This window comes from Blattabacterium cuenoti, from assembly GCF_014251595.1.
In the GTDB taxonomy this organism is placed as follows: domain Bacteria; phylum Bacteroidota; class Bacteroidia; order Flavobacteriales; family Blattabacteriaceae; genus Blattabacterium; species Blattabacterium cuenoti_Q.
In genome coordinates this window covers 53,490-70,598 of sequence record NZ_CP059192.1, presented here as the reverse complement: position 1 = coordinate 70,598, position 17,109 = coordinate 53,490, and the positions used below count along the sequence as shown (strand labels likewise).

15 protein-coding genes are annotated in these 17,109 nt (G+C 24.9%); 8 read left to right on the top strand and 7 right to left on the bottom strand.

The genetic code is table 11. The annotated features are described in order from the left end of the window. The first annotated feature begins 20 nt into the window (after window positions 1–20). Genes H0H66_RS00290 through H0H66_RS00270 form a run of 5 tightly spaced genes read left to right on the top strand, consistent with a single transcriptional unit; the run spans window position 21 to window position 4,373 of the window. Window positions 21–1,328, top strand: a complete 1,308-nt coding sequence (locus H0H66_RS00290; protein WP_238785059.1) for a M16 family metallopeptidase — start codon at window positions 21–23, stop codon at window positions 1,326–1,328. Between the two features lie 52 nt (window positions 1,329–1,380). After that, window positions 1,381–2,757, top strand: coding sequence for a M16 family metallopeptidase (locus H0H66_RS00285; RefSeq protein ID WP_394366940.1), 1,377 nt, complete (start codon window positions 1,381–1,383; stop codon window positions 2,755–2,757). Further along, window positions 2,754–3,068 carry an iron-sulfur cluster assembly protein gene (locus H0H66_RS00280; RefSeq protein ID WP_185858003.1) on the top strand — a complete coding sequence of 105 codons (315 nt, stop codon included), beginning with the start codon at window positions 2,754–2,756 and terminating at the stop codon, window positions 3,066–3,068. Before H0H66_RS00285 ends, H0H66_RS00280 begins: the two co-directional genes overlap by 4 nt. 10 nt (window positions 3,069–3,078) lie before the next feature. After that, complete coding sequence (locus tag H0H66_RS00275; protein WP_185858002.1) at window positions 3,079–4,020, top strand: SPFH domain-containing protein; 942 nt, start codon at window positions 3,079–3,081, stop codon at window positions 4,018–4,020. Between the two features lie 5 nt (window positions 4,021–4,025). Then, window positions 4,026–4,373: a DUF3127 domain-containing protein gene (locus H0H66_RS00270; protein ID WP_185858001.1), complete on the top strand. Its 348-nt coding sequence runs from the start codon at window positions 4,026–4,028 to the stop codon at window positions 4,371–4,373. A 17-nt stretch (window positions 4,374–4,390) separates the two neighbouring features. Here the strand turns inward: H0H66_RS00270 and H0H66_RS00265 are convergent, their stop codons facing one another. From H0H66_RS00265 to sucC, 4 genes are all read right to left on the bottom strand, one after another. Next, the gene (locus H0H66_RS00265; RefSeq protein WP_185858000.1) at window positions 4,391–5,026 is read right to left on the bottom strand and encodes an endonuclease III domain-containing protein; all 636 of its coding nucleotides are present in this window, start codon (window positions 5,024–5,026) and stop codon (window positions 4,391–4,393) included. Continuing rightward, window positions 5,023–7,140 carry an ATP-dependent Clp protease ATP-binding subunit gene (locus H0H66_RS00260; RefSeq protein WP_185857999.1) on the bottom strand — a complete coding sequence of 706 codons (2,118 nt, stop codon included), beginning with the start codon at window positions 7,138–7,140 and terminating at the stop codon, window positions 5,023–5,025. The genes H0H66_RS00265 and H0H66_RS00260 overlap by 4 nt, the downstream gene beginning before the upstream one ends. Window positions 7,141–7,280: 140 nt before the next feature. Then, entirely contained in the window at window positions 7,281–8,723 is a 1,443-nt protein-coding gene (locus H0H66_RS00255; RefSeq protein WP_185857998.1) for an AAA family ATPase, read from the bottom strand. 14 nt (window positions 8,724–8,737) lie between these two features. Further along, the gene (sucC, locus tag H0H66_RS00250) at window positions 8,738–9,937 is read right to left on the bottom strand and encodes an ADP-forming succinate--CoA ligase subunit beta (protein ID WP_185857997.1); all 1,200 of its coding nucleotides are present in this window, start codon (window positions 9,935–9,937) and stop codon (window positions 8,738–8,740) included. A gap of 102 nt (window positions 9,938–10,039) precedes the next feature. On the opposite strand from sucC, the gene H0H66_RS00245 reads away from it, so the two are divergent. Genes H0H66_RS00245 through H0H66_RS00235 form a run of 3 tightly spaced genes read left to right on the top strand, consistent with a single transcriptional unit; the run spans window position 10,040 to window position 11,942 of the window. Then, window positions 10,040–10,711, top strand: a complete 672-nt coding sequence (locus tag H0H66_RS00245) for an ABC transporter ATP-binding protein (RefSeq protein ID WP_185857996.1) — start codon at window positions 10,040–10,042, stop codon at window positions 10,709–10,711. A 9-nt stretch (window positions 10,712–10,720) separates the two neighbouring features. Then, window positions 10,721–11,389 (top strand): alpha/beta hydrolase, encoded by a 669-nt coding sequence (locus tag H0H66_RS00240; RefSeq protein WP_185857995.1) that lies wholly within the window; start codon window positions 10,721–10,723, stop codon window positions 11,387–11,389. After that, window positions 11,382–11,942: a hypothetical protein gene (locus H0H66_RS00235; RefSeq protein WP_185857994.1), complete on the top strand. Its 561-nt coding sequence runs from the start codon at window positions 11,382–11,384 to the stop codon at window positions 11,940–11,942. Before H0H66_RS00240 ends, H0H66_RS00235 begins: the two co-directional genes overlap by 8 nt. Here H0H66_RS00235 and H0H66_RS00230 read toward each other — a convergent pair. From H0H66_RS00230 to H0H66_RS00220, 3 genes are read right to left on the bottom strand one after another with little or no spacing between them, the layout of a single operon-like run. Next, window positions 11,939–13,054: a type 1 periplasmic-binding domain-containing protein gene (locus H0H66_RS00230; protein ID WP_185857993.1), complete on the bottom strand. Its 1,116-nt coding sequence runs from the start codon at window positions 13,052–13,054 to the stop codon at window positions 11,939–11,941. The two genes, H0H66_RS00235 and H0H66_RS00230, sit on opposite strands and share 4 nt — an antisense overlap. Window positions 13,055–13,101: 47 nt before the next feature. Next, the gene (odhB, locus tag H0H66_RS00225) at window positions 13,102–14,328 is read right to left on the bottom strand and encodes a 2-oxoglutarate dehydrogenase complex dihydrolipoyllysine-residue succinyltransferase (RefSeq protein WP_185857992.1); all 1,227 of its coding nucleotides are present in this window, start codon (window positions 14,326–14,328) and stop codon (window positions 13,102–13,104) included. 31 nt (window positions 14,329–14,359) lie between these two features. Continuing rightward, entirely contained in the window at window positions 14,360–17,086 is a 2,727-nt protein-coding gene (locus H0H66_RS00220; protein ID WP_185857991.1) for a 2-oxoglutarate dehydrogenase E1 component, read from the bottom strand. Window positions 17,087–17,109: the final 23 nt, after the last annotated feature.

Here is a 17,109-nt window from a genome sequence, read left to right as displayed (position 1 = left end):
TAATGCTAACAATTATGACAATGAATGATCTAAGTTCTAATAACTTAAATTTTAAAAAGTTATATAAAATTAAATTTTTCGAAGAAAAATTATCAAATGGACTACATGTTATTTTACATCAAGACAACACAAATCCTTTAGTCTCTATTTCCGTTTTATATCATGTGGGAAGTAAAAATGAAACACCCGGTAGATCTGGTTTTGCTCATTTTTTCGAGCATCTCATGTTTGAAGGATCTAAAAATATTAAAAAAGGAGAATATTTTAAATATATAGCTTCTAATGGAGGAAAAAATAATGCTTATACAAATCATGATGAAACTTGTTATTACGAAATATTACCATCAGATCGACTTCCATTAGGTTTATGGTTAGAATCTGAAAGGATGCTTCATGCTAAAGTAGACGAAGAAAGCATTAATATACAAAGAGAAGTAGTCAAAGAAGAAAAAAAAATGCGTGTAGAAAATCAACCATATGTTAAAGCTATTACTGAAATAATTCCTTCTTTATTATTCAAAAAACATCCATATAAATATCCAATCATTGGATTTGATCAAGATTTAGACGCCGCTACTGAAAATGATTACAAAGAGTTTTATAAAACTTATTATGTACCAAACAATGCTGTATTAGTGGTGTCCGGTGATTTTAATATGAATGAAGCTAGAAAATTGATTAAAAAATATTTTTCATCTATTCCAAAAGGAAAAAGGAACTTCATCATGAAAAAAATAGAAGAAGATCCGATGGATAAAGAAATATTTTACACGTTTATAGATAAAAATACTAAAGTTCCTGGAGTATTTTTATCATATAGAGTACCTAGATTAACGGATAAAGATTCATATATATTAAAAATTATTGATCACGTGTTATCTTCTGGAGAAAGTTCTAGAATTATGAAAAGTATTGTAAATACAAAGCAAATAGCATCTTATGCTGGTTCATTTTTAGATACAATGGAAGATTATGGGATATTCATAGTATATGGATTAATTAATCCTGGAATTACATTAGATCAATTAACCAAAATGATAGATGAGGAAATTGACCTTTTAAAAGAAAAAGGAATCACACAATATGAATTGGAAAAACAAATAAATTATTTCGAAAAAAAATTTATTTCCGATAATTATTCAATGAGTGGAATAACTGCAAATTTATCTCATTATTATTTATATTATCATGATGCTGATTTAATTAATACAGATATAGAAAAATATAAAGAAATTACTATAAAAGATATAAAAAGAGTTGCTAATAAATATTTAAATAAAAATAATAGAGTCCGTTTATATAATGTTCCAGATCAATCAGATAACTAGATTTTTAGTAAAAATTATCCTTGCTATAATAATTTTTTTTCATACAATAATTATGTTTGCTCATACATTGAATCGTAATATTCCCCCTAAGTCTCTAAAAAGAAAGACAACTATAAACATTGAAAAGCCCAAATTTTTTCAAATGAAAAATGGGTTAAAAGTTTTAATTGTTGAAAATCATAAACTACCTTTAGTTAGAATTGGGTTAGAGTTAGATTATAAAGATTTTCTGGAGAAAGATAAAGCTGGAATAAAAAAGGTTTTTGGTCAAATGCTACGTTCTGGAACAAAATATTATACTAAAGAAGAACTAGATGATATTATTGATTATATGGGATGTAGTTTATATACTTCTTTTTCTGAAATATCTATATTCACTATGAAAAAATATTTGAATAAATCTGTCTCTATCATGAGTGAAATTTTGATGAATAGTAAATTTGATAATTCCAAGGAATTAAATAAGATCATCAAACAAAGGATTATAGATATTAAACTTTCAGAAAAAGATCCTAATGCTATTTTACAAACCGTACGAAATGTTTTATATTTTGGAAAAAATCATCCTTATGGAGAGTACGAAACTCGTAATACAATTCAAAACATAACACTTCATGATTTAAAAAAGTTATATAAGAAATATTATATACCCAATATATCCTATCTTTCTTTTATCGGAGATATATCCCAAAAAGAAGCAGAAAAATTGTGTGATCTTTATTTTTCTAAATGGGAAAAAAAAGCATATACAGATAATCCTATAATTAAGGAGTATACACTTCCATCTAAAATAGAAATAGACATAGTGGATATTCCTTCTTTAACCCAATCTACTATTTGTTTTGGTGGACCGGTTTGTTTTAAAAAAAATGATCCTCAATATTTTTCATCTATATTAGCAAATGGAATTTTGGGAGGGGGACCTCAAAGTCGTTTATTCTTAAAACTTCGAGAAAAAAAAGCTTATACATATGGAGCTTACTCTATTTTAAAATCTGATAGAAATATCGGTTATTTTTCAGTTTATACTCAAGTCAGAAATGAAGTTACAGAAAAAGCGATAAAAGATATTATTACAGAAATTTTTAAAATCACGGAAAAAAAAATTTCTTTGGAAGAATTGAATATTAAGAAAAAAGAGATCAGTGGTCAATTTATTCTTGATTTTGAAGATCCCAATAGAATTAGTGATATTTTCATATGTGAATTAAAAAATAATCTTCCAAATGGATTTTATAAAAATTATTTAAATAAAATTGAATCAGTTACGATAAATGATATTTATCAATCATGCCGAAAGTTTTTTTTCACAAAAAATGGTAGAATTATAATAGTTGGAAAAGCTAGTGATATATTACCTAATATAAAAAAATTAGGTTATCCTATTCGTTATTTTGATCAATTTGGATCTTTAAAAGAAAAAAAATGAATCAAGATTATTCTTTAGAAGAACGTATTGTTTCTATATTAAAAAATATATATGATCCGGAAATTTCAGTAGATATTTATGAATTAGGTTTAATTTACGATGTTCAAGTTTCAAAAAAAAATAAAGTAAAAATAGTAATGACTCTAACTACACCTAATTGTCCAGTAGCAGAAAGTTTACCTTTGGAAGTTAAAGAAAAAGTTAAATCTATAAAGGAAATAAAAGAAGTGGATGTAATTTTAACATTTGATCCTCCTTGGAGTAAGGAGTTTATGAGTGAAGAAGCTCGTTTAGAATTAGGTTTGTTATAAATTTTTAAATATGAGTATTTTCAGTTTATTATTTTATATAATATTGATTCTTTTGATATTATCTATTTTTTCTAGTTTTATCTTTATAGTGAATCAGGAAACAGCTGCGATTCTTGAAAGAATGGGTAAATTTCATAGTATTCGTCATGCTGGATTAAATTTTAAGGTTCCTATCGTAGATAATATCGTAGGAAAACTTACATTAAAAATTCAACAATTGGATGTTTTAGTCGATACCAAAACAAAAGATAATGTTTTTGTTAAAGTAAAAGTATCGGTTCAGTTCCAAGTTATCAAAAACAAAGTATATGAAGCTTTTTATAAACTGGATAATTCTCACACTCAAATTACTTCTTATATATTTGATGTTGTTAGAGCAGAAGTTCCAAAAATGCGTTTAGATGATGTTTTTGAACGAAAAGATCATATAGCTCTTGCCGTCAAAGGTGAATTAGAAGGATCTATGTTAGATTATGGATATTCTATAATTAAAGCATTAGTTACAGATCTTGATCCAGATATACAAGTCAAACAGGCTATGAATCGTATTAATACGGCGGAAAGAGAAAAAGTAGCTGCTGAATATAAAGCAGAAGCTGATAGAATTAAAATTGTGGCCAAAGCAAAGGCAGAAGCTGAAAGTAAAAAATTACAAGGAAAAGGAACAGCAGATCAACGTAGAGAAATAGCTAGAGGAATTTTAGAATCAGTAGAAGTATTAAATAATGCAGGAATTAATTCACAAGAAGCTTCTGCTTTGATAGTTGTCACTCAACATTATGATACTCTTCAATCTATGGGAGAAAATGGAAAAACTAATTTAATTTTATTACCCAACTCACCGGGATCAGCTAGTGAAATGTTAAATAACATGATTACTTCATTTAATATTTCGAACCAAATTGGAGAAACTCTTAAAAAAAAGAATAATAATAAAAAAAATAAAATTTAAGTTTCATGGAAATTACAGGAATAGTCAAAAAATTATTTGATATTCAAAAATTTGATAGCGGATTTCGAAAAAGGGAAATAGTTATTACCACTGAAGAACCATATCCTCAAAATATATTAATTGAATTTATTCAAGATAAAGTCGATTTATTAGAAAATATAAAACCAAAAGATAAAATAAAAGTTTTTATTAATCTTCGGGGAAGAGAATGGACAAATCCTGAAGGAATTATTAGATATTTTAATTCTATTCAAGGATGGAAAATAGAATCTAATTATACAGGAACTTTAAACAAAGCTTCTTCCACTACTCCTTCTTTATCTTCTGATGATTTTGATGATTTACCTTTTTAATTCCTTTTTTAATTATATCACAATAAATTATGATTTATTAATTCTTGATATATAATATCTTTTTTTGAATTCCATTTTCGAGATGGGGAGTATTTTTTAGCATAAGAAATAATTTGAAAATGTAACTTTTTCCAGTTTTTTTTTTTAAAAACATGTTTTGCATCTTGTTCTGTTTGTTGTACATTTTTTCCATTACTTAGTTTCCAACGAAACATCATTCTATGAATATGAGTGTCTACAGGAAATACAAATTCATCGCATACATGCGATAGAAAAACAGAAGCTGTTTTATGTCCTACTCCAGGTAAAGATTTTAATTTTGAAATATTCTTAGGAATAATCCCATTATATTTATTTATGAGTATAATGGATAAATCATAAATATTTTTAGATTTTCTATTGTAAAGTCCTATACTTTTTATAATGTTTTTTATGTTTTCAATAGAAAAATAAATTACGTCCATAGGGTTCTTTATTTTTCTAAATAGAATTTTTGTAATTTCATTAACTTTTTTATCTTGACTTCTAGCAGTTAATAAAATGGATATCAATAAAGTATATTCATTAACATAATGTAGAGTACTAGTGGGATTTGGAAATAAATCATCCAATATTTTTTCAATAATTCTTATTTTTTTTGAAATGAAATTCATTTTTTTTGATGAATCAATACTTCTACATTGTCATTATTTTTATTCATTTTTAGCGAAATTTTGTCTCCTTTTTTTAACTTTTCACTAATTATATATTCTGATATAGGATTTTTGATAAATTTTTCTATCACTCTTTTTAAAGGACGTGCTCCATATTTTTGATCAAATCCTATTTTTTTAATAAAATCTATGACTTCAGGGAATAATACCAATTCATAACCTAAATGATATACATGAAAAATTATTTTTTTCAATTCAATACAAGTTATTTTGGATATATTTTCTTTCGTTAACGAATTAAAAATAATAATATCATCTATTCTATTTAAAAATTCAGGAGAAAAAGTTCGTTTTAAAGCTTGTTCGAATACATTTTTAACGTAATTATTTAATTTTCTTGCTTGAGTGTGAAAACCTATTCCTTGACCAAATTCTTTTAATTGTTGAGTCCCCGTATTGGAAGTAAAAATAATTACGGTATTTTTAAAATTTATTTTTCTTCCAATACTATCTGTTACACATCCATAATCTAATATTTGTAACAAAATATTAAATACTTCATAATGTGCTTTTTCGATCTCATCCAATAATATTACAGAATAAGGTTTACGACGTATAATCTCTGTTAATTGCCCTCCTTCTTCATAACCGACATAACCTGGAGGAGCCCCTATCAATCTAGAAACAGAAAACTTTTCCATATATTCACTCATATCTATACGAATTAATGATTCTTCTGAATCAAATAATTCTTTGGCAAAAATTTTTGCTAAATAAGTTTTTCCTACTCCTGTTTGTCCTAAAAAAATAAAAGAACCGATAGGTGAATTAGGGTCTTTCAATCCAGTTCTATTTCTTTGAATTGCTCTAACTATCTTTTCTACGGCTTCATTTTGACCTACTACTTTTTCTTTTAATATATTTATCATTTTACTCAATTTTTTCATTTCAGCTTGAGCTATTTTATTTACAGGAACTCCACTCATCATTGAGACCACTTCTTCAACATTTTCTTCGCATACTATTTCTTTATTTTTTTTAGACGATTCTTCCCATTCTTTTTGGGCTTTTATTAATTTTTTTTCAATACGTTTCTCTGTATCACGTAAACGCGCTGCTTCTTCATATTTTTGACTTTTAACAACTTTAGATTTTTCTTTACGAATGCTTTCTAATTCTTTTTCTAAAAAAACTATTTCCTGTGGAACTTTTATATTTTTAATATGAACACGGGATCCAGCTTCATCTAAAGCGTCAATCGCTTTATCTGGTAAAAAACGATCGGAAATATATCGTACAGTAAGATTTACACAAGCTTTTATCGCTTTTTCTGTATAAATAACGTTATGATGACTTTCGTATTTTCCTTTTATATTTTTTAAAATTTCTATAGTTTCTTTCTCAGAAGAAGGTTGCACTATAATTTTTTGAAATCTTCTTTCTAAAGCTCCATCTTTTTCGATATACTGCCTATATTCATTTAGTGTAGTCGCTCCAATACATTGAATATATCCTCTTGCTAAAGCGGGTTTAAATATATTAGAAGCATCTAATGAACCTGTAGTTCCTCCTGCTCCAATCATAGTATGAATTTCATCTATAAAAAGAATGAGACCTGCATTTTTTTCTGATTCATTAATAATAGACTTTATCCTTTCTTCAAATTGACCTCTATATTTAGTTCCAGCAACTAGACTAGCTAAATCTAATACAACGACTCTTTTATTATATAAAACTCTAGAAACTTTTTTTTGTACAATACGTAAAGCCAATCCTTCAGCAATAGCAGATTTTCCGACTCCAGGCTCCCCTATAAGAAGAGGATTATTTTTTTTTCTTCTACTCAAGATTTGAGAGACACGTTCAACTTCCTTATCTCTACCAACTACTGGATCTAATTTTCCTTCCATAGCTATAGAATTCAAATCTCTTCCAAAATTATCTAAAACAGGAGTTTTACTTCTGATTGAAGATCCTCCATAATAACCAGAACCAGTTCCACTTCCTCCAGATCCATAAGAAGAAGTAGAGCTATCATTTTCAATATCTTCATCGGAATAAGTAGAAGAAAAATAAATTTTTTTTATACTGTTTGACGAATAATGATGAATCATAAATTAAAATCATTAAAAATATTTTATAAATAAAAAAAAGATAAAATATTTCTTTTATTTCTACAAACTAGTAGTAGTTTGAATAGAAATATTATGCAAAAAAAATCGTTTATAAAAATTTTTTCTTTTTTTTGTCTTATCTAAGAAGAAGAAATTTTTAAATTCAATCGTTCTATTAATGTTTCTACTAATTTATTTTTATGATATAAAAGATAATATTGCTCTATTATACTTGAATTCTTATTCACAATTTCAAATTCTAAATGTGGATTATTAAATTTTTCTTTAAAATATTTAAAAAAATGTGTTTGAATTAATAAAAAATTATGATCCACTAATTTAGATGGAACAAAAAAAAATATTTTATTTTTTTTTATTTGAAACTGTATTTCATTTTTCAAAAAATATAAATAAATAGTGCTTTTTTTTACAGAAAATTTCTGTACAAACTTGATCCAAGTTTTTTTTAAAAATTGAATTTTTTCATTTTTTTTTTTCTCTTCCATAAAAGAAGAATTTTTATTTTTATAATGATCAAATAAATACGCCAACTGTATGAAACAAATTTCAATTGTTAATCTACAATTTCGATTAAATTTTTCATATTCTTTTTTCAATTTAAGACAAATATTCAAAGCATTTGTTAAAAAAAAATAGGATATTTTTTTTGATTGTGATATATAAGAAAACATTACCTCTTTTCTAAATTTTAGAATAGAAATTGTTTCATGATTTTTAGATAAAAATAAATTTCTAAAATGTTTGGTTAAACCTATAATTAAATCATAAAAATCAATTTTTTCTTGTAAAATTTTATCTAATAAAATAAATATTTTATGAATTTTTTGATCTAAAAGATAATCTACTATTTCAAAATAGTATTTTATATCAATAATTCCTAATTTTTGAATTATAAATTCTTTTGATATTTTATAATTATTACATAAAATTAATTTATCAAATAAATAAATAGCTTTTCCAATAGAACCTTTGACATATTTTGATAAAATCAATAACGCTTCATTTTCTATTTTTATATTTTCTTTTTCCGCAATCATTTTCAAATAGAAAAAAATTTCTTTTGCAGAAATGCTTTTAAAATCATAAACTTGACAACGTGATAAAATTAATTTTGGAATTTTTCTTTCTTCTGTTCCACAAAAAATAAATAATATATGCGGATGTTTTTCTTCTATGAATCTTATAAAAAAATTGAAAAAGTATTGAGAAAACATATGTATATCATTAATAATAAATACATAATATTTTCCTATTTTAGGAACAACACGAGATTTATTGATAATCTTATCAAGATTTTTTAATGAATCATTTAAAACTCCATTGAATTCAAATCTGTTCGAATAATAATTTTCGAATTTTGAAAAAGAATTTAATTCATTTGATAAAATTCGTGCACATGTATTTTTTCCTACTCCTTCAGGACCATAAAAAAATAAAATTTTGGATAAACGATTTTCTTGTATTGCTTTTTTTATAATAAAAATTATATCATTTTGTCCTATTACTTCATGCCATTTTAAAGGTTGATATTTTTCAGATAATACAGAAAAAATTTTATTCATAAAATCAATAAATCTTATTTTAGATGCAAAATTTCTTGTATTTTATCTGCTGCTTCTTTCAAAGAATCAGTAAAATAAATAGGTAATAAACTTTTTTGAATTAGTTTTTTTGCTACTTTTTCATTTGTCCCTTGTAAACGAACAACAATGGGAATTTCAATATTTTGATCAATTTTAGAAAAATAATTAATAATACCTTCTGCAACGGTATCACAACGTACAATTCCTCCAAATATATTGATTAATATTGTTTTAACAGATTTATCCTTTAATATTAAATCAAAAGCTTTTTCTACACGTTTTTGATCTGCTGATCCTCCTATATCTAAAAAATTAGCCGGAACTCCTCCACAAGATTTAATCATATCCATAGTCGCCATTGCTAATCCAGCTCCATTTACCATACATCCCACATTTCCTTCTAATTTTAAAAAATTTAATTTGACATTAGCTGCTTTTTGTTCAATTATATTAACATCATCTTGATCATGTATCAAATCGTATTTTTTATGACGAAATAAAGCGTTATCATCCAAAACAATTTTTATATCAACTGGAATAAATTGTTGATTAAATGTTTTAATCAAAGGATTAATTTCTAATAATAAAGCATCGCAATTAATGTAAGCTTTATAAAGTGAAAATAAAAAAAGACTAAAATTTTTTAAAGATTTATCATTTTCGGTTATTTCTAAACCTAAATTGAAACCAATTTTTTTTGTTTGAAATAATTGAATCCCTAATATCGGATCTATGACTTCTCTGTATATTTTATTTGAAAGATCTTCTATGTTAACTCCTCCTTCTTTTGAATAAAGAATCATATTTTTTTCTATATCTCGATTTAATAATATGGATAAATAATACTCAATGGGAGGACTTGGTTCATAAAAATAAACATCTTCAGATAACAAAATTTTACGAACCAATTTTCCTTTTCTAGAAGTTTGGGGGGTTATGAGATATTTTCCTAAAATATTTTTTGACTTTTCATAAACCTCATCCAAATTTTTTGCTATTTGAATACCTCCAGCTTTTCCTCGTCCTCCAGCATGAATTTGAGCTTTAATAACTAAAGAATTTTTTTTAATTTTTTTAAAAAGAATTTTAGCTATTTCTACAGCTTCTTCAGGAGAAGAGGCAATCATTCCATCAGGAACCTGAATTGAAAATGAATTCAATATTTCTCGACCTTGGTATTCATGTAAATTCATTGAAAATAATTTTTAAAGTAAATTTAAACTAAAATTATTTAAACATTTTTTTATCTTTCTAATTTAGTTTCTTAGAAAGAAGAATTTTAAATTTACAATAAAATGATCCAGGCAAAAAATATTTATAAATCTTTTGGAAAAGATGAAGTTTTGAGAGGAATAAACATAACGGTAAAAGAAGGAAATATTGTGTGTATTTTAGGAGAATCAGGAGCTGGTAAAAGTACTTTATTACATATTTTAGGTACTTTAGAAAAACCGACTATAAATAAAAAAAAAACGGTTATAAAAATTAACAAAAAAGATATATTATCTATGAAAGATAAAGAGCTTTCTATTTTGAGAAATCAAGAAATAGGTTTTATTTTTCAAACACCTCAACTTTTTCCTGAATTTACTGTATTAGAAAACATTTGTTTACCAGGGTTTATCAAAAAAAATAAAAAATATGTGAAAAAAAAAGCTAAAGATTTATTAAAAAACTTAGATTTATCTAAATATGAAAATTATAAAATAGAAGAATTATCTGGGGGTCAAAAACAAAGATTATCCGTAGCTAGAGCATTGATCAATGATCCCAAAATTATTTTTGCGGATGAACCTTCTGGTAATTTAGATGTAAAAAATGCGGAAAAATTACATAATTTTTTTTCTTTACTTAATTATCAATTAAAACAAACTTTTTTAATCGTCACTCATAATCTTCAATTAGCCAATATGGCGGATGAAAAACTGAAAATAGAAAATGGAAGAATACACAAAATTCATAAATAAAAATATTCTATGATTTTAAAAAATCAACTTTCTATTAAACATATTATAAAGAAATCTGTAAATGGAAATACTTTATTTTTAATGATTCACGGATATGGTAGTAATGAAAAAGATCTTTTTTCTCTTCAAGAAGAGATACCTAAAGATTTTTTTCTAATTGGGATACAAGGTATATATTCTATTGGGGTCAATAAATATTCTTGGTATGATATAGATTTTGATAATAAAAAAAATTTTATTAATATCATGCAAGCCAAAAATACTATTGAAAAAATATCGTTTTTTATACATGAAGCCATAAAAGAGTATCAATTAAAAAAAAATCCAATATGGATATGTGGATTTAGTCAAGGAGCAATTTTAAGTTATGCGATAGCATTAAAAAATCATGATAAAATAAAAAAAGTAATCGCTTTAAGTGGATATTTAGAACATCGCATATTACCCCAAAAAATTAATCATTTATACGATTTAGAATTTTTTATATCTCATGGAAAATATGATCCCATAATTCCTATAAATTGGGCAAAAGAAGGATTGAAATTTATAAAAAAAAAGAAAATATTTTCTTTATTTTACAAAGAATATGAATCTGGACATACTTTATGTTATAAAAATTATCAAGATCTTATGAATTGGATTAGAGAAAAACATATTGATTCCGTAAATTATGAGTAAATATTCAAAAATGGGATTATCCATGTTCATCTTTTTAGGATCTGTTTTATCATTTTTAAACAAAAATTATTTATATGGATATATCTTTCTTCTATTGAGTTTAATTCCTATTTTTTTTATTTTTAGAAATGAATTTTTATTATTAGCTTTTTTTAAAATACAAAAAAAGGATATGAAAGGATTCAAAAAATATTTAGGATACATTAAATATCCTAAATTACAATTAACTAAAAATCAAATGGCTTATTATTATTTTTTGAATGGAATTTTGTATTCAGAAAATAATATTTTTAAATCAGAAAATTATATGCAGAAAGCTTTAGATTCGGGATTAAAATTTAAACAAAATATAGCTATTGCTAAACTAAATTTAGCGATAGTATCGTTATCAAAAGGAAATAAAAAAAGAGCTGAAAATTTATTGTTAGAAGCAAAAAAAATGGATATTTCTGGTTTATTACATGAACAAATTCAAATCATAAAAATACAAATGAAAAAAATAAACATAGGAAATATCAACAAACCGAATCCTTATATTAGAAAAAAATTCTAATATAAACGAATAACCCATAATCCTCTATTTATATATCCTTCTGTATCAGAAATTTTTTCATATTTATATTTGCTTACCAATCCTGAAAAAGGTCTTTTATCTATGATTTCAAATAAATTATGATTTTCAATAAGTCTATATAATATATCACAAGATAAATCAAATCCTAATAATTGGTATTTGTTTAAATGATTTCCCAGTTTTTTCCTAATAAAAAAAAACATTTTTCTTTTATTTTGGTCATTTTGACTAAAATGATATTTAGTTGTAAATAAAAATTTATGTTCTTTTAATAAGGATAAATTCTGATAGTAAACATGATTATAACCTATTCCAAAAGGAATAATTTTTTTGACAGGAACCCCTTTAATTAATTCAATAAATTCTTTTCCTAAAATAGGATCTCCTCCTAAAAAAATTGCAAAAAAAGGTATATTTTTTTTAATATTATAGAAATTATTTTTCAAATAAAAAATTTTAAAATGATGATTACATTGTAATAATTGTTTTTTTATAAAATTTTTTATTTTTTGGGATGGTTCTTCTCCTAATAGATACAAAATTTTTATTTTGTTTTTTTTATGATGAATTTTAATTTCATCCAAAATAGGTTCTATTAGATAAATATCTTGTGTTTCAGCTTGAATAATATTAGGATAAAAATTTAAATAATCAGAAGATATAAAAGGAGAAATAATAGGGATTTTATTGTTTTTTTTGGCAACTTCTTCTAAAGAAGAACGAAAAAAAGGACCTATAATAGCATGAATTTTAGATAAATCATATGAACTAATAAAGTTTGTAATCCTTTTTTTTTCATTTTTAGTGTCAAATATTTTAATATTTATTTTTTCTTTCTTTTGAAAGAAAAGAATAAAATCAATAGCTGTTTTAGATCCAAGATAAAAAGATAAAGCATTATCACTTAATTTTTTATTTTCCTGACTTATTTCTGTAGAACTCAAAAATAAAGGTAACATAAAAATAATGTTAATAGGTTTTTTGAAATGTAATTTATCTTCTTTTATTATTATTTTTTCTTTATGAGGTTGTTTTTTTACTCCTCCTAATAAAATAACCAAAGAAAAAAAAATGATAAAAATTTTTTTCATAAAAAAATTTAATGTTCTATTTTTTTAATCTTTATAAATCTTGATTTTTATAATTCTAATTTTTTATAAATATTTTTTTCACTTCCTCCCATCAAAAATTTTATGGGGTTTTCTATAGATTCTTTGACAGATACTAAAAATCCTACAGATTCTCTTCCGTCAATTATTCTATGATCATAAGATAATGCCAAATACATCATAGGACGTATTTCAATGGATTCATTAATGACAACAGGTCTTTCCATAATTTTATGCATTCCTAATATGGCACTTTGTGGTGGATTGATAATAGGAGTCGATAACATAGATCCAAAAACTCCTCCATTAGTAATGGTAAAAGTTCCTCCTGTCATTTCATCTATAGAAATTGTCCCATTATGAACCCGTGTTGATAATTTGTATATTTCTTGTTCTATTCCTCGAAATGATAAATGTTCGGTATTTCTAATTACGGGAACTATTAATCCTTTGGGACCAGATATCGCAATACTAATGTCATAATATTCAAAATTAATTTTTTCTTCTCCACTAATCATAGCATTGATATCTGGATAAAGTTTCAGAGCTCTTACACAAGACATAGTGAAAAAAGACATAAAACCTAAATTAACTCCATGTTTTTTTTTAAAAATATCTTTATATTTTTTTCTAATTAAAAAAATTTCCTGCATATCGACTTCATTAAATGTGGTAAGAGATGCAGTTTGATTCTTGGCATCAACTAACCTCTTAGAAAGTTTTCTTCTGAGAGAAGAAAGTGTGGTTTTTGTTTGTGATCTATACATTGTAACAGGTTCATTAGGAAAAAATGGAATTTCATTTTTTTCTATTTTTTCTAAATGAAAGATGCAATCTTTTTTTGTAATTCTACCATGTTTTCCTGTTCCTTGAATAGATTCTATAGGAATATGTTTTTCCTTCAAAATTTTTTTTGAAGCAGGTGAAGGTATTTTAAGAGAATATTTTTTTTCAAGATTATCTTTTTTTTTATGATCATGAACGATATTATCTTGATATTTTTTTGTAAATTTTTCTTTTTTGGAAGAATCGATAATACATAAAACATTTCCTACTCGGACTCTTTCTCCTTTTTCCACCATTAAAGTTATTATACCATCATCTTCTGCAGAAATTTCTAAAGTGGCTTTATCGGAATCTATTTCTGCTATTGTTTGACCTTTATGAACATAATCTCCATTTTTAACGAGCCATGTGGAAACTTCTACTTCTGTAATTGATTCTCCTGGTGAAGGTACTTTTACCTGTATTATCATAATTTAAATTTTAATTATTATAATTTAAATTTCAAAGAAAAGCTTTTTTTAATATTTTATTTTGAGTTTTTAAAAAACCAGGATAAGATCCTGTAGACGGACTAGAATTTTCAGATGGAGCTATTAAATTAAATGAAATAATATCTCCTATTTTTCTTAAAATAAAACTCCATAATCCCATGTTTTCTGGTTCTTCTTGTACCCAAAAAATTTTTTTTTGATTTTTATATTTATTTATAAGGACTTTAATTTTTTCTATATTTAATGGATAGATCTGTTCTACACGAATTAATGCAGTTTTATCATCTTTAATGGATTCTTTTTGATTGAGTAATTCATAATACATTTTACCTGAACAAAAAATTAATTTCGTGATTTTGTTTCTATCCTTTGTAGAAGGATCATCCAATATATCCTGAAACATTCCTTCAGAAAGATCTTTTATTGATGATAAACATTTTGTATTTCTTAACAAACTTTTAGGAGTAAAAACAATAAGAGGTTTTCTATATTTTAATTTCATTTGTCTTCTCAGAAGATGATAAAAATTAGCTGGAGTCGTACAATTCACGACAAACAAATTATTGTTAGCACAAAGTTGTAAATAACGTTCAATACGTGCAGAAGAATGCTCTGGACCTTGTCCTTCATATCCATGGGGTAATAATAAAACAATTCCATTTCTAATTTTCCATTTGTTTTCTCCAGAAGAAATATATTGATCTATTATGATTTGTCCTCCATTGACAAAATCTCCAAATTGAGCCTCCCATAAAGTTAAAACATGAGGAGAATACATTGCATATCCATAATCAAAACCTAAAACTCCATATTCTGACAAAGGAGAATTGAAAATTTGTATTTTTCCTTGCCTTTCACAGATATGATTAAGAAGAATAATGTCTTCTTCTTCTTCTGTTTTTACAACGGCATGACGTTGAGAAAATGTCCCTCTTGCTACATCTTCTCCTGATAAACGAATATGAAATCCTTCATATAAAAGTGTACCATAAGCAAGTAGTTCGGCCATACTCCAATCCACTAATTCTTTTTTTATCATTTTTAATCTTTGTTGAAAGATAAATTCCGTTTTTTTAAAAAATTTTTTCTTCTTAGGAAGAGAAAAAATTTGATCAGATATTTTGAGAATCTTTTCAATAGGAAATTGTGTATCTACTTGTTTAAAAATTTCTTCATTATTATATATAATAGGAAAATCTTTCCATTCTTCTTCTAAAAAAGAATTTAATACGTTCCATTTAATATTACTAGCTTCATTATATTTTGTATTAAGAATGTTTTCATATTCTTTTTCCATATCTTTTACATCATTATTATCAATAATTTTTTCTTTTTCCAATTTTTTTTTGTATAATTCGTAAGAATTAGGATGTTTAGATATAGCTTTATATAAAGAAGGTTGAGTAAATCTTGGTTCGTCACCTTCATTATGTCCATATTTTCTATATCCCAATAAATCTATAAAAATATCTTCATGATAACGCATTCGAAAGTCGACAGCAAAATACATAGAACGAATAACAGCCTCAACATCATCAGCATTAACATGTAATACTGGACACATCAAGGTTTTAGCTATATCAGTACAATATATACTTGAACGACCTTCAATATAATTTGTAGTAAATCCTATTTGATTATTAATTACGATATGGATTGTTCCTCCAGTTCTGTATCCTTTTAATTGAGATAATTGAAGTACTTCATATACAATACCTTGAGCAGATAAAGCGGCATCTCCATGAATCAAAATAGGTATTATATTTTCAGAATTACTATTCTGATTATAAATCATATCTATTTTAGCACGTGTAATTCCTTCCACAATTGCATCTACAGATTCTAAATGAGAAGGATTAGGAACTAAGTTCATTTTTATATATCGATTTTTACGAGTTTTTCTTTTGTTGGAAAAACCTAAATGATATTTAACATCACCAGAAAATTCTTTTTCTTTATATTCTTTCCCTTGAAATTCGCTAAATATTTGAGAATAATTTTTTTTAAAAAAATTAGAAAGAATATTTAAACGACCTCTATGTGACATTCCAATCATAAAATCCTTAGTGAAATATCTGTCAGAAGCATACTCTATCATTTCTTCTAATGCAGGTAATGTGGATTCATTTCCTTCTATAGAAAATCTTTTTTGTCCTACAAATTTAGTATGAATAAAATTTTCAAATGTAACTGCTTCATTTAATTTTTTCAAAAAAAATTTTTTATCCTCTGGATAAAATTTCAATTTTTCTTTTTCAAACCATTTTTCAATCCACTGTACTTTTTCAGGACTTGAAATATACATGTATTCGATACCTATCGAACCGCAATAAATTTTTTTTAAATGATGAATTATATTTCTTAATGAAGTTTTTCCTATTCCTATTAACTTTCCTACTTCAAAATGTGTATCCAATTCTTTTTCAGATAATCCAAAATTTTTTAAATCTAAAGAAGGAAAATGCTTTCTTCTTTTTCGTATAGGATTTGTATTCGTAAAAAAATGACCTCTTTTTCTATAATCATGAATTAAATTATATACTAAAAATTCTTTTTTTATAGTATCATAATTTACTGATTTTAAAATGTTTTTGGATTTATTATTTCCGAAATCAAATCCATGAAAAAAAGCTCTCCAACTCGATTCTATTGAATTAGGATTATCTTGATATTTATTATATAGAAATTCTATATCATTCAAATGAATGGTATTTAGAAAAGAATATCTATCATTCATATACACATATATTACTTTTTACT

Bases quoted from the DNA above. Each gene is read 5' to 3' on its own strand.
- H0H66_RS00290 (WP_238785059.1), top strand. From the start codon at position 21: ATGAATGATCTAAGTTCTAATAACTTAAATTTTAAAAAGTTATATAAA.
- H0H66_RS00285 (WP_394366940.1), top strand. From the start codon at position 1,381: ATGTTTGCTCATACATTGAATCGTAATATTCCCCCTAAGTCTCTAAAA.
- H0H66_RS00280 (WP_185858003.1), top strand. From the start codon at position 2,754: ATGAATCAAGATTATTCTTTAGAAGAACGTATTGTTTCTATATTAAAA.
- H0H66_RS00275 (WP_185858002.1), top strand. From the start codon at position 3,079: ATGAGTATTTTCAGTTTATTATTTTATATAATATTGATTCTTTTGATA.
- H0H66_RS00270 (WP_185858001.1), top strand. From the start codon at position 4,026: ATGGAAATTACAGGAATAGTCAAAAAATTATTTGATATTCAAAAATTT.
- H0H66_RS00265 (WP_185858000.1), bottom strand. From the start codon at position 5,026: ATGAATTTCATTTCAAAAAAAATAAGAATTATTGAAAAAATATTGGAT.
- H0H66_RS00260 (WP_185857999.1), bottom strand. From the start codon at position 7,140: ATGATTCATCATTATTCGTCAAACAGTATAAAAAAAATTTATTTTTCT.
- H0H66_RS00255 (WP_185857998.1), bottom strand. From the start codon at position 8,723: ATGAATAAAATTTTTTCTGTATTATCTGAAAAATATCAACCTTTAAAA.
- sucC (WP_185857997.1), bottom strand. From the start codon at position 9,937: ATGAATTTACATGAATACCAAGGTCGAGAAATATTGAATTCATTTTCA.
- H0H66_RS00245 (WP_185857996.1), top strand. From the start codon at position 10,040: ATGATCCAGGCAAAAAATATTTATAAATCTTTTGGAAAAGATGAAGTT.
- H0H66_RS00240 (WP_185857995.1), top strand. From the start codon at position 10,721: ATGATTTTAAAAAATCAACTTTCTATTAAACATATTATAAAGAAATCT.
- H0H66_RS00235 (WP_185857994.1), top strand. From the start codon at position 11,382: ATGAGTAAATATTCAAAAATGGGATTATCCATGTTCATCTTTTTAGGA.
- H0H66_RS00230 (WP_185857993.1), bottom strand. From the start codon at position 13,054: ATGAAAAAAATTTTTATCATTTTTTTTTCTTTGGTTATTTTATTAGGA.
- odhB (WP_185857992.1), bottom strand. From the start codon at position 14,328: ATGATAATACAGGTAAAAGTACCTTCACCAGGAGAATCAATTACAGAA.
- H0H66_RS00220 (WP_185857991.1), bottom strand. From the start codon at position 17,086: ATGAATGATAGATATTCTTTTCTAAATACCATTCATTTGAATGATATA.